Here is a 12,580-nt window from a genome sequence, read left to right on the forward strand (position 1 = left end):
GTAGGGCTGCCCCTGCGGCGGGTACGGCTGGCCCGGCGGGGGATAGGGCTGGTTCTGCGGGGGGTAGGGCTGGTTCTGCGGCGGGTAGCCGGGCGGCGGGGCGGCGGGGTAGCCGGGCTGGGTCGGCTGGCCGTACGGGTCGTGCGGCTGCCCGTACGGGGGCTGCGGCGGGTAGGACATCAGAGCTTCTCCTCGCTCGCCTGCACGTACACCGTGCCGTTCCCGGACAGCTCCAGCTGGAACGCCTCGCCGGAGCCGCGGCCGATCATGTCGCGCCACCCGAGCGCGGTGGACAGCTTGTTCTGGACCTGGCCGCGGTGCGCGACGTAGGCCTGCGGGTCGACGTGCACCGGCTGGTGCGGGGTGATCGGCAGCTCGAAGACGCCGCCGTGCGCCATCACGGCGACCGCGCCGTGGCCGTCCAGCTTGGTGGTGAACAGGCCCTGGCCGGTCACCTGGCCGCGGACCATGCCCATCACGCCGCCCTGCGAGCCCATGAACATCGTGGACTGCTGGAGCGAGCCCTCGAAGGCCAGCAGCCGGTCGGCCTCGACGTACAGGGTGTCGCCGGTCAGGTCGATCACGTGCACGTGGTGGCCGCCGTGGCCGAACAGCACGCTGCCCTGGCCCTCGACGCTCATCAGCGGGGTGTCCTCGTTGGCCACCCGGCGGCCGATCATCGACATCACGCCGCCCTGGCCGCCGGTGATGTTCGGCGTGAACTTCACCTCGCCGGTGTACGCGAGCATCGCGCCGCGCTGGCTGAACAGCCGCTGGCCCGGCACGACCCGGGCCTCGATCATCTTGTTGTTGATCTTCGCGAACGCCATCAGACGTCCCCCCCGACGGTCAGCTTCTCGGAGGGCTGCACGTAGACCAGGCCCTCGCCGGTGAACTCCACCTGGACGGCCTCGCCGCCGCCCTCGCCGATGAAGGTGCTCCAGCCGGCGCCGGACTTGATGGAGCGGTTGAGGTTGCCGGTGTGCGCGACGTACGCGCCGGGGTCGACCCGCAGCGGCGTGCCCTGGGAGACCCGCAGGATGATCGCCGGCCCCTTGGAGGTGACGGCGGCCCAGCCGTGGCCCTCGACCTTGGTGGTGAACAGGCCGTTGCCGGAGGACAGGCCGTTCAGGCCGGTGAAGCTGGTGCCGGTCTTCAGCGTGCCCTCGGTGCAGAGCAGGTTGTCCGACTCGACGTAGAGCGTCTCGCCGTTCAGCCGCACGAGGTTGATCTCGGTCGCCTGGTCGGCGAAGTAGCAGGTCCCCTGTCCCTTCACCTCCATGACCGTCATCTGCTCGCCGGTGAGCCGGCGGGTCACCATGCCGCGCAGGCCGTCACCGCCGCCGCTGAGCTTCTTGAAGTTCATCTGGCCCGTGTAGGCGACCATCGAGCCGTTCTTGGCCTTCACGGAGTCGCCGGTCATGTCGACGGCGAGCGTCTTTGACCCCTGGAGTCGAAACTGTGCCACGGCCGCAATCTAGCGGTCGGCGGGCCCGGCGGGGGAGGGGGCGAGGGCGTTCTGGTACGTGTCTGCGACAAAACGGGCCGCCGCGCTCCGCCGCCACCCCGGCGGCGGGCTCGGACAGGTGCTCGGCGATAATGGAGCGGATGCTTGTGAGCCGGTTCACAAGCGATCTCCGAGCCCCCGTATCGAGGTACCCAACGTGAACAGCAGCGCCGTCCACCGCCTGCGCCTGGTCTCCGGCCCCGAAGGGGTCTCCTTCCTGCTCCTGCTGCTCTGCTCGGTGCTCAAGCGCACCACCGACTTCAACGCCGTCCCGGTGATGGGCATGGTCCACGGGATCCTGTTCATCCTGTACGTGGTCTTCTGGATCATGGCGTGGCAGACGCAGAAGTGGGACGTCAAGCGCGGCGCCCTGCTGTTCATCCTCTCGGTGCTGCCCGGCGGCGGCTTCGTGGCCGAGCGGATGCTCGCCAAGGAGGAGCGCGGAGAGACCGCGGTGCCGGCCGCTGCCTGACCCCCCGCACGTGCCGGCAGGCTGCCGGAGCCCCCTCTCCCAGTGGGCCCCGGCAGCCTGCCGTCTTTTCCGGAGGTGGTCCGTCGGTGGTTAGTTGACGCCCACCGCGCTCCAGGCCGCGGCCACCGTCTTGTACTCGGTGCTGTTCGGGCCGCCGAAGAGGTCCGACGCGGCGGACAGGGTGCCGGTGCGGGCCCCCTTGTAGTTGGTGCTGGAGGTGAAGTACACGGTCAGCGCCCGGTACCAGATGGCGGCGGCCTTGTCCCGGCCGATGCCGACGATGGTCGAGCCGTTGGAGGTCGGGCTGTTGTAGCTGACGCCGTTGATCACCTTGGCGCCGCTGCCCTCCGCCAGCAGGTAGAAGAAGTGGTTGGCCACGCCCGAGGAGTAGTGGACGTCGATGCCGCCGATCCCGGAGTACCAGGTGTCCTTGGACGAGCCGTCCTTGGAGGGCTTGTCCAGGTAGCGCAGCGGCTGGCCGTTGCCGAAGATGTTGATCTTCTCGCCGATCAGGTAGTCCGGCACGTCGACCGCCAGGTTGGCGTACCACTCGACCAGCGTGCCGAAGATGTCCGAGGTGGCCTCGTTGAGGCCGCCGGACTCGCCGGAGTACGTGAGGTTGGCGGTCGCCGAGGTGACGCCGTGGCTCATCTCGTGGCCGGCCACGTCGAGGGCGGTCAGCGGGTTGGTGTTGCCGTTGCCGTCGCCGTAGGTCATGCAGAAGCAGGAGTCCTGCCAGAAGGCGTTGACGTAGGCGTTGCCGTAGTGCACCCGGTTGCTGGCGCCGACGCCGTTGTTCTTGATGCCGTTGCGGCCGAAGGTGCTCTTGAAGTAGTCCCAGGTGGCTCCGGTGCCGAACTGCGCGTCCACCGCGGCGGACTGGGTGTCGGACGCCAGCCCGTTGCCCCAGTTGTTGTCCGCGTCGGTGTACAGCGCGTTGCCGCTCTTGGCGTTGCCGGTCCACTGGTTGCCGCGGGACGGGTCCTTGAGCTGGTAGGTGGAGCCGCTCTGGGTGGTGTTCAGGGTGACGGTGCCGACGTGGACGCCCTTGCCGGTGCCGTTGACGGTCTGCACCTCCTCGTGGGTGGAGAGCACCTGGCCGGTGGCGGCGTCGGTGAGCAGCCGCTGGCTGCTCGGGGTGCCGTCGGCCCGCTCGCCGTGGACCACGGTCTGGTAGGCCAGCCGCGGGCTGCCGTCGCCCGCCCAGACCACCAGGGTCGGGGTGCTCGCGCCGTCGACCCTGGTGACCGGGGAGGCGTCCTTGTCGGTCGGGGCGATGCCGACGGTGGCCCGGACCGAGGCGACGGCCTGGTCGGAGGCGGCGCCGGAGGAGAGCGCCGGGGTGAGGCTCGGCAGCGAGAGCCGGCCGTCGAAGGCCCGGTCCACCGAGGTGATCGTGCCGTTGGCCTTCTGGTGGACGACGAGGTCGCCGCCGAGGACCGGCAGGCCGGCGTAGGTGCGGTCGTAGCGCAGGTGGCGCGTGCCGTTGGCGTCGACCACCACGTCCTTCACGACCAGCTGCTCCTGGCCGCCGAGGGCGAGCGCCCTGGCGACCGGCGCGGCCTGCTGCCCGGCCAGCGCGACGAGCGACGCCTGCTGCGGGACGGGCGCGGCCTGGGCCGGGGCGGCGGCGACCTGGATGGCGCCGGCCAGCAGGGCGGTGGCGGAGAGTGCGGCGCCGACTGTCAGCTTTCGCTTCACGAGCGGGTTCCTTCCACGAAACCGCGGGTGCGCGGTCACGCCTCGTACCGGGGCGCCGGGGTTGGCGCCAGGGGGCGGTAGGGCGCTGACGTGCTGCTCCCGTGCGGCCTGACGTGCCGTCGATGGGTGGGGGCGACGGGCGTCCGGACGGGGCTGTGGGCAGAAGCATGACAATGTATGTCGTGAAATGACAGGGCTCCGCCAGGTATTGGCCAGGTCTCGCCAAGACCCGTAAGGGTGGGTCCGGGTGCGACAGCTGACCGTTGTGCCCCGGTTCGTCCCTTGGCGGGATCCCGCCAGCGTCGGGTCTTGTCGACCCGGGGCGGCGTTGCTACGCCGGCGGGGGAGGGAGGGCCCGGGCCGGCGCCCGGGGGCCTCCCCTCCCGGCGGGGACCCCGGACGCCGGCCGGCCGGGCGTCAGTTGACGTTGACGCCGCTCCACGCGGCCGCCACCGCGTTGTACTCGGCGCTGCCGGCGCCGTAGAGGTCGGCCGCCGCGCTCAGGGTGCCGGTGCGGGCCGCCTTGTAGTTGGTGGTCGAGGTGAAGTGGACGGTCAGCGCGCGGTACCAGATGGCGGCGGCCTTGTCCCGGCCGATGCCGGTGACCGTCGAGCCGTTGGAGGTCGGGCTGTCGTAGCTCACGCCGTTGATGGTCTTGGCGCCGCTGCCCTCGGCCAGCAGGTAGAAGAAGTGGTTGCCCACGCCCGAGGAGTAGTGGACGTCCAGGCCGCCCACCGAGGAGGACCAGGAGTCGGCCGAGCCGCCGTCCTTGGAGGGCTTGTCCATGTAGCGCAGCGGGGTGCCGTCGCCGTTGATGTCGATCTCCTCGCCGATGAGGTAGTCCGGCTTGTCGGCGGGGAGGTTGGCGGACCACTCGACCATGGTGCCGAAGATGTCCGAGGTGGCCTCGTTGAGGCCGCCGGACTCGCCCGAGTAGTTCAGGCCGGCGGTGGCCGAGGTGACGCCGTGGGTCATCTCGTGGCCCGCGACGTCCAGCGCGGTCAGCGGGTTGGTGTTGTTGGTGCCGTCGCCGTACGTCATGCAGAAGCAGGAGTCGTTCCAGAACGCGTTGACGTAGTTCCGGCCGTAGTGGACCCGGCTGGTGGCGCCGACGCCGTTGTTCTTGATGCCGTTGCGGCCGAAGGTGTTCTTGTAGTAGTCCCAGGTGGCCGCCGCGCCGAACTGGGCGTCCACCGCGGCCGACTGGCGGTTGGCGGCGGTGCCGTCGCCCCAGACGTTGTCGGTGTCGGTGAGCAGGGTGCCGGAGCCGGAGGTCTTGCCCTTGAGGTCGCTGGTGGACTGCCCGCCGCGCGAGGCGTCCTTGAGCGAGTAGGAGGAGCCGCTCTGGGTGGTGGTCAGCGGGACGGTGCCGACGAAGACGCCGGTGCCGGTGCCGGAGGCGGTCTGCACCTGCTCGTGGCTGGAGAGGACCCGGCCGGTGGCGGCGTCGGTGACCAGCAGCCGGCTGCTGGGGGTGCCGTCGGCCCGGACGCCCTCCACGGTGGTCCGGTAGGCGAGGCGCGGGCTGCCGTCGGCGGCCCAGACGACCAGCTGGGCGGCGCCGGCCCGGTGCACCGCGGTGAGCGGGGACTCGTCCTTGTCGGCGGCGATGCCGACGGTGGACTGCACCGCGCCGGAGGCCTGGGCGGCGGCCTGGTCGGCGGGGATCCCCGGGGTCAGGCTGGGCACCGCGATCTGCGCGGTGACGGCCTTGTCGACCGCCTTGACGGCGCCGTCGGCGGCCTGGTGCACGACCAGGTCGCCGCCGAGCACCGGCAGGCCGGCGTAGGTGCGCTCGAAGCGGAGGTGGCGCGTGCCGTCGGCGTCGACCACGGCGTCCTTGGCGACCAGGCTCTCCCGGCCGCCCAGCCCGAGGGCCTTGGCCAGCGGGCCGGCCTGACCGTCCGCCAGCGCGATCAGGCCGGCGCGGTGCTGCGCGGCCTGGGCCTGGGCGGTGGGGGTCGGGGTGGCCTGGGCGGCGGTGCTCACCTGGATGACGCCGGTGAGCAGGGCGGTGGCGGAGAGTACGGCGCCGGCTGCGAGCTTTCGCTTCACGTACAGGTCCTTCCGGAAAACCGCGTGTGCGCGGTCGCGCCGCGCTCCGGGGTGCCGGGGTTGGCACCTGAGGGGCGGAACGGGCGCTGACGTGCTGCTCCGTGCGGTCCACGGCGGTCACCGGCGAGTGGGGCGGCGGCCACCGGACGGGGCTGGCGGAAAGCATGACAATCCAACAAGTGAAATGACAGGTCTTGTTCATGGATTGGCCAGGTCCCGCCAACGTTGCGGAAGGTGAAGAGGGTGACGAACCGGGCGAACCGCCCCGTCTTTCAGCGGGTTACCGTCCGAACCGAGGCCTGATAGCGGGGCGGGCGCCGCCCGGGGGGTCAACCCCACCGCCCGCGCTGCCGGTTGGCGCCCGTTCACACCCCCGCAACGCGCTGGTCCGTACCTGGCGGGCCGGTTGGCGTGTTCCCGCCACGTGTCGCGCTTGTCCACCATCAGGACGCCTGGTAGCCGCGGTCGCGCCCGCCGGTACGGTAAGGAGGTGGCCAAGCCCCTCGCACTCGACTTCGACCCGATCGCCCGCGCCGACGAGCTGTGGACCCGCCGCTGGGGGGCCGTCCCCGCGATGGCGGCGATCACCTCGGTCATGCGGGCCCACCAGATCCTGCTCTCCCGCGTGGACGCGGTCCTCAAGCCGTACGGGCTGACCTTCGCCCGTTACGAGGCGCTGGTGCTGCTCACCTTCAGTCGGACCGGCGAGCTGTCGCTCTCCAAGGTCGGCGAGCGCCTCATGGTCCACCCGACCAGCGTCACCAACACCGTCGACCGCCTGGAGCGGGCCGGCCTGGTCGCCCGCCGCCCCAACCCGCTGGACGGCCGCGGCGTGCTCGCGGCGATCACCGACCGGGGGCGCGAGGTCGTCGAGGGCGCCACCCGCGAGCTCATGGCGATGGAGTTCGGCCTGGAGGAGTACGACGAGGGCCAGTGCCGCGAGGTCTTCGACCTGCTCCGCCCGCTGCGGGTGGCGGCGGGCGACTTCGCGGACGTCCCCAGCGAGGGGCCTGCGCGGCCGGGGGCGTGAGGGCGGCTACCCTCGTGTGAGCGGTGCGCGGATCAGGACGTACCCCCCGATGCTGCCGAGCGAGGCGATGTAGACGATGAAGGCGACCCCCCTGCTGGGCTGGTACCGGGCCCTGGCCATTGCGACCGGTGTGGCACTGCTGGTGTTCTGCGGCTTCATGGTCGCGAAGTACGGCTTCGACACGGCCGAGGACGTGACCACCTACGTCGCGATGCTGCACGGCTACCTCTACATCGGGTACTTCGTGGTGACCTTCCTGCTCGGCCAGAAGCTCAAGTGGCCGCTGGGCCGGATGGTCTTCACCCTGGCCGCCGGCTGCATCCCGTTCGCCTCCTTCGTCGCCGAGCGCAAGGTGGTCGCCGAGGCCGCCGCCAAGCTGCCCGCCGGTGACGCCGCCGGCCAGCCGGCCGGCGTCTGAGCGAAGCCCCAGGGCGCCCTTCCCCGGACGGGGGAGGGCGCCCTCTTGTCTGCCCCGCTACTCTCCCCTCCGGACGTCCGTCGACAAGTAGTAGGACGTCCGAGTAAATTGGTAGGACGTCCTAACAGCTGTGCCGCCCGCTGGTGTGGCGGCCGTACGGAGCGGAGTTCGGGGTCATGGACGCCGAGGAGATCGAGCGCGGGCGGCAGCGCTGGCAGCAGCGGTACGACAGCGCCCGCAAGCGGGACGCGGACTTCACCACCCTCTCCGGGGACGAGGTCGAGCCGGTCTACGGCCCGGCCCCCGGACAGGCCTACGAGGGCTTCGAGCGGATCGGCTGGCCCGGCGAGTACCCGTACACCCGGGGCCTGCACCCGACCGGCTACCGCGGCCGGACGTGGACCATCCGCCAGTTCGCCGGCTTCGGCAACGCCGAGCAGACCAACGAGCGGTACCGGATGATCCTGGAGGCGGGCGGCGGCGGCCTCTCGGTCGCCTTCGACATGCCCACCCTGATGGGGTACGACTCCGACGACCCGCGCTCGCTCGGCGAGGTCGGCCACTGCGGGGTGGCGATCGACTCGGCCGCCGACATGGAGGTGCTGTTCCGCGGCATCCCGCTCGGCGAGGTCACCACCTCGATGACGATCAGCGGCCCGGCGGTGCCGATCTTCTGCATGTACCTGGTCGCCGCCGAGCGGCAGGGCGTCGACCCGGCGGTGCTCAACGGCACCCTGCAGACCGACATCTTCAAGGAGTACATCGCCCAGAAGGAGTGGCTCTTCGCCCCCGAGCCGCACCTGCGGCTGATCGGCGACCTCATGGAGTACTGCGCGAACGGGATCCCGGCGTACAAGCCGCTCTCGGTCTCCGGCTACCACATCCGCGAGGCCGGGGCGACGGCCGCGCAGGAGCTGGCGTACACCCTGGCCGACGGCTTCGCCTACGTCGAGCTGGGCCTGTCCCGGGGCCTGGACGTGGACGTCTTCGCGCCGGGCCTGTCCTTCTTCTTCGACGCGCACCTCGACTTCTTCGAGGAGATCGCCAAGTTCCGCGCCGCCCGACGGATCTGGGCCCGCTGGATGCGCGAGCGGTTCGGGGCGAAGACCGAGAAGGCCCAGTGGCTGCGGTTCCACACCCAGACCGCCGGTGTCTCGCTCACCGCCCAGCAGCCGTACAACAACGTGGTCCGCACCGCCGTCGAGGCGCTCTCGGCGGTGCTCGGCGGCACCAACTCGCTGCACACCAACGCCCTGGACGAGACCCTGGCGCTGCCCTCCGAGCAGGCCGCCGAGATCGCCCTGCGCACCCAGCAGGTGCTGATGGAGGAGACCGGCGTCACCAATGTCGCCGACCCGCTGGGCGGCTCCTGGTACGTCGAGGCGCTGACCGACCGGATCGAGCAGCAGGCCGAGGAGATCTTCCGGCGGATCCTGGACAAGGGCCGCGAGGACCACGCGATCGGCCCGATCACCTCCGGCATCCTGCGCGGGATCGAGGAGGGCTGGTTCACCGGCGAGATCGCCGAGGCCGCCTTCCAGTACCAGCAGGCGGTGGAGAAGGGCGAGAAGCGGGTCGTCGGCGTCAACTGCCACCCGCGCAGCGTCACCCCCGAGCTGGAGATCCTGCGGGTCAGCCACGAGGTGGAGCGCGAGCAGGTCCGGGGCCTGGGCGCGCGCAAGGCGGCCCGCGACGAGGCCGCGGTCAAGGCCGGGCTGGACGCCATGCTGGCCGCCGCGCGGTCCGGCGCGTCGATGATCCCGCCCATGCTGGACGCGGTGCGGGCCGAGGCGACCCTGGGCGAGATCTGCAACGCGCTGCGCGAGGAGTGGGGGATCTACCGGGAGACCGCCCGGTTCTGAGCAGGTCCCCGCGGGAGGCCGCCCCCGTCGAAGGCCGCCCGGCACCCGTGGAGGGTGCCGGGCGGCCTTCGCCCGCGTTCAGCCGGCCGGCGGGACCGGGAAGGGGCCGAGCAGCAGGCCGGTGAAGCGCCGGGTCCACTCGGCGGTGATCGGCTCGCCGCTGACCAGCACCCGGTGCTCGACCGTCCCGGCGATGGTGTCGAAGATGATGTCGACCTCCTCGCACGCGGTCGCCTCGTCGCCGTCCGGCGCCAGCTCGCCGCGCGCCTGGGCGGCCGCGCGGCCCTGCCGGACCAGCCGCTTCTGCGGGTCGACGATCGACTCCCGGATCCGCCGGCGCAGCTGCCCGTCGCGGGTGCCCTCGGCGAACAGGGCGAGCAGTGCCGCCTGGGTCTCCGGGCGGGCCAGCAGATCGGCGAACTGGGCCACCACCGCCTCGATGTCGGCCTGCAGGCTGCCCAGGTCCGGCATCACCAGCTCGTCGAAGAGGCTGGCGACGGCGTCCACCACCAGCTCGTTCTTGGACGGCCAGCGGCGGTACAGGGTGGTCTTGGCCACGCCCGCGCGGGTCGCCACGTGGCCCATGGTGAGCCCGCCCCAGCCGAGTTCGGCGAGGGTCTCGCGGGTGGCGTCCAGGATGGCGCGGTCGGCGGCGGCGCTGCGCGGGCGGCCCTTGGTCCGGGCCGCGGCGGTTTCCGGGCGCTCCGGGACGGGTGGCTGGGGGGCCGACACCGGGCCTCCTTGTTGTTTACCGGTAAGTAACTTGGGTGGGACCGGTAACGGTAGCGACTCCTCCATGTCCAGGTCAGCCGGGCGGTCCGGGAAAGTGGCCCACCTCACGTCCGGCAGGGGCGGGCGGGGGTTGCGGCGGGTGCCCCGGCTCCAGTTACGCTACGACTCGTAGCGAAAGCGACGACCAGGCGCCGCGTCCCGTGGGACGGGGGCGGCGCGGGCGCGGATGGGGATCCGCGCCGAACGGTTCAGGCTATCGGGGAGTGGCGCCGCCACCCCGGGAATCGGTACCGCGCAGCCCGCGCGGGGCGTTTTCCGGGAGGTTGGTGCCCATCAGCGGTGCGGGCGGGGGAGGATGGTGCCATGCAGCCACGGAATTCTCGTCTCAACAGTGCCGCCCTGCGGGGTGCGGTCGACCTCGCCGCGGTGAAGGCAGCCGGCGAGGCTGCCCAGAAGGCCGAGCAGGCCAGGGCCGAGCGGGCCCGCCAGGCGGCCGCCGGAGAGGCGGCCGGGGGCGACCCGGTCGGGACCGGTTACCCGCTCGTCGTCGACGTCACCGAGGACACCTTCGAGGTCGAGGTCGTCCAGCGGTCCACCGAGGTGCCGGTGGTCGTCGACTTCTGGGCCGAGTGGTGCGGGCCCTGCAAGCAGCTCAGCCCGATCCTGGAGCGCCTGGCCGAGGAGTACGCCGGCCGGATCGTGCTCGCCAAGATCGACGTCGACGCCAACCAGCTGATCGCCCAGCAGTTCGGCATCCAGGGCATCCCGGCCGTGATGGCCGTGGTGGCCGGCCAGCTGGTCCCGCTGTTCCAGGGCGCCGAGAACGAGGCCAACGTCCGCAAGGTGCTGGACCAGCTGATCCTGGTCGCCGAGCAGCGCTTCGGCATCGTCGGCGACGGCGGCACCGGCGGCGCGCCCGCCGAGGGCGCGGAGGCCGCCGCCCCGCGCCGGCCGGAGGACCCGGCGCTGGCCGCGGCCCACGACGCGCTCGACCGGGGCGACCTGGGCGGTGCGATCCAGGCCTACCAGAACGTGCTCACCGAGCAGCCGGGCAACACCGAGGCCAAGGTCGGCCTGGCCCAGGCCCAGCTGCTGCAGCGGATCGAGGGGCTCGACCTGCAGTCCGTCCGGGCGGCCGCCGCGGCCGACCCGAAGGACGTCGAGGCCCAGCTGAGGGCGGCCGACCTGGACCTGGTCGGCGGGCATGTCGAGGACGCCTTCGGCCGGCTGGTGTCGACCGTCGGCACGACCTTCGGCGAGGACCGCGACGCGGCCCGGCTGCGGCTGCTGGAGCTGTTCGAGGTGATCGGTCCGGAGGACCCGCGGGTCACCGCGGCACGCCAGGCGCTGGCCCGGGTGCTGTTCTGAAGTCCCGTTGGCGGCACGGTGGATGACCTGCGGTGCCGCTGGTGATTTGGCGACAATCCGGTCATCGCCTCTGAGGTTTACCAAATCTTGACAACACCCGTGGACGGTCACGACATGTGACCGTCCACGGGTGTTTCGCTGATGTTTCCGAGGGATTTCGCCCTCACCAATCCTCCATCTCGTGACGCTGCGTGTCCGAGGCGCCGATTTCATGATCATTCGGGCCCGTGTGGGATTACCCGTCAGTAATGCGACCTCTTGTGCTTCGCCCGGGATTCGAGCAGCATCGGCACGCCCGGTCCCCACACTTCGACCCCCGCCGGCAGCCGGTCGGCGGACCCGGAGGAGGGGATCCCCACCGGGCGGCCGGCGGTCCTGCCGCCGGCGAGAGGGCAGGGGGGTATCCGCGGTCCCACGGCGGTTCCTGTCCTTCGCACGGCCGCGCTGCCCGCGCGGTCGCTGGTTGTCGCTCGGGGGGATCGCCAGTGTTGACACGGCGCTCTCCGCTACCGAGGACGTAGCTCTCTCCCATCCCAGGCCCCCACCGGTGCGGGACTCGCCACCGGGGAGCCGGAGATGTACGTCCCACAAGGAGGACACGCATGTCCAAGACCTACGGCAAGACCCGCTGGAAGCGCTTCGCCCTGGTGATGGTGCCGAGCCTCGCGGCCACCGCCGCCGTCGGCGTCGGCCTGGCGAACAGCGCGCTCGCCGCGTCGTTCAGCATCTCCGGCCAGCAGTTCAAGGTCAGCGCCAAGGAGCTGCACGGCACGAAGTTCGCCCAGTTCGGCTCGATCGACGTCCAGACCGACAAGACGACCCGCCCGGTCGCGGTCTCGGCCTTCGACACCGCCCGGATCAAGGGCCTGTGCCAGTCGCTGGTCACCGACCCGAACGTCGTGCCGCTGCCCTTCAAGCTCCCGAAGATCACCCTCCGCCTGGAGGCCGGTGACAGCGAGGAGAAGGAGCGCCAGGTCGATGCCGCCAACCTGCTGATCGACCTCGACTCCCTTGAGGCCGACGCCGAGTTCGGCAACATCAACATCGGCCAGGACGCCTCCACCCTCGACGGCACCGCCACCAAGAACTGGAAGTCCGCGCTCGGCTCCGGCCTGCCCAGCGGCAAGACCGGTTTCGCGCAGGCGGCCGACACCGCCGACCTGTACGGCGCGAAGCAGACCGCCTGGGCCACCTCGGCGGGCACCTTCAAGCTCAGGGGCCTGAAGCTCAACCTCTTCACCGACGCGGGCCACGAGTGCTTCTGAGCCGGTTCCTCGGTTGACCGGCTGACCGCCTGACGGCGGCTCGGGGGCCCGGGGGCGGGGGGCCCCCCCGCCCCCCCCCCCCCCGGCCCCCCCGGGGGTCACCCCCCCCCCCCCCCCCCCGGCGGGGCCCGGGGCCCCCCCCAATGCCGCGCGCCGGCCCCGCACACCCA

General features: G+C 71.8%; 11 protein-coding genes. 6 read left to right on the forward strand and 5 right to left on the reverse strand.

Annotated elements, in window-relative coordinates; translation table 11 throughout:
- Positions 1 to 179: 179 nt before the first annotated feature.
- Both ACFC0B_RS28020 and ACFC0B_RS28025 read right to left on the reverse strand, forming a co-directional pair.
- Positions 180 to 830, reverse strand: coding sequence for an AIM24 family protein (locus ACFC0B_RS28020; RefSeq protein WP_376091514.1), 651 nt, complete (start codon positions 828 to 830; stop codon positions 180 to 182).
- Positions 830 to 1,468: an AIM24 family protein gene (locus ACFC0B_RS28025; protein WP_376091517.1), complete on the reverse strand. Its 639-nt coding sequence runs from the start codon at positions 1,466 to 1,468 to the stop codon at positions 830 to 832. The genes ACFC0B_RS28020 and ACFC0B_RS28025 overlap by 1 nt, the downstream gene beginning before the upstream one ends.
- A gap of 196 nt (positions 1,469 to 1,664) precedes the next feature.
- Between ACFC0B_RS28025 and ACFC0B_RS28030 the strand changes: the two genes are divergently transcribed.
- On the forward strand, positions 1,665 to 1,979 hold the full coding sequence (locus tag ACFC0B_RS28030; protein ID WP_376091520.1) for a DUF3817 domain-containing protein: 315 nt from the start codon (positions 1,665 to 1,667) through the stop codon (positions 1,977 to 1,979).
- Positions 1,980 to 2,069: 90 nt separating this feature from the next.
- Here the strand turns inward: ACFC0B_RS28030 and ACFC0B_RS28035 are convergent, their stop codons facing one another.
- Entirely contained in the window at positions 2,070 to 3,680 is a 1,611-nt protein-coding gene (locus ACFC0B_RS28035) for a M4 family metallopeptidase (protein ID WP_376091523.1), read from the reverse strand.
- A 417-nt stretch (positions 3,681 to 4,097) separates the two neighbouring features.
- Positions 4,098 to 5,735 (reverse strand): M4 family metallopeptidase, encoded by a 1,638-nt coding sequence (locus ACFC0B_RS28040; RefSeq protein WP_376091526.1) that lies wholly within the window; start codon positions 5,733 to 5,735, stop codon positions 4,098 to 4,100.
- Between the two features lie 490 nt (positions 5,736 to 6,225).
- Between ACFC0B_RS28040 and ACFC0B_RS28045 the strand changes: the two genes are divergently transcribed.
- From ACFC0B_RS28045 to ACFC0B_RS28055, 3 genes are all read left to right on the forward strand, one after another.
- A complete protein-coding gene (locus ACFC0B_RS28045; RefSeq protein WP_376091529.1) occupies positions 6,226 to 6,765 on the forward strand; it encodes a MarR family winged helix-turn-helix transcriptional regulator in 540 nt (179 codons plus the stop codon).
- Between the two features lie 76 nt (positions 6,766 to 6,841).
- On the forward strand, positions 6,842 to 7,183 hold the full coding sequence (locus tag ACFC0B_RS28050; RefSeq protein WP_376091532.1) for a DUF3817 domain-containing protein: 342 nt from the start codon (positions 6,842 to 6,844) through the stop codon (positions 7,181 to 7,183).
- A gap of 176 nt (positions 7,184 to 7,359) precedes the next feature.
- Complete coding sequence (locus tag ACFC0B_RS28055) at positions 7,360 to 9,045, forward strand: methylmalonyl-CoA mutase (RefSeq protein WP_376091535.1); 1,686 nt, start codon at positions 7,360 to 7,362, stop codon at positions 9,043 to 9,045.
- A 78-nt stretch (positions 9,046 to 9,123) separates the two neighbouring features.
- Here the strand turns inward: ACFC0B_RS28055 and ACFC0B_RS28060 are convergent, their stop codons facing one another.
- Positions 9,124 to 9,777, reverse strand: coding sequence for a TetR/AcrR family transcriptional regulator (locus ACFC0B_RS28060; RefSeq protein ID WP_376091538.1), 654 nt, complete (start codon positions 9,775 to 9,777; stop codon positions 9,124 to 9,126).
- A 363-nt stretch (positions 9,778 to 10,140) separates the two neighbouring features.
- On the opposite strand from ACFC0B_RS28060, the gene ACFC0B_RS28065 reads away from it, so the two are divergent.
- The gene (locus ACFC0B_RS28065; RefSeq protein ID WP_376091541.1) at positions 10,141 to 11,145 is read left to right on the forward strand and encodes a tetratricopeptide repeat protein; all 1,005 of its coding nucleotides are present in this window, start codon (positions 10,141 to 10,143) and stop codon (positions 11,143 to 11,145) included.
- A gap of 602 nt (positions 11,146 to 11,747) precedes the next feature.
- Complete coding sequence (locus tag ACFC0B_RS28070) at positions 11,748 to 12,410, forward strand: DUF6230 family protein (protein ID WP_376091544.1); 663 nt, start codon at positions 11,748 to 11,750, stop codon at positions 12,408 to 12,410.
- The last annotated feature ends 170 nt before the right edge of the window (positions 12,411 to 12,580 follow it).

This window comes from Kitasatospora sp. NPDC056184, from assembly GCF_042268405.1.
Taxonomy (GTDB): Bacteria; Actinomycetota; Actinomycetes; order Streptomycetales; family Streptomycetaceae; genus Kitasatospora.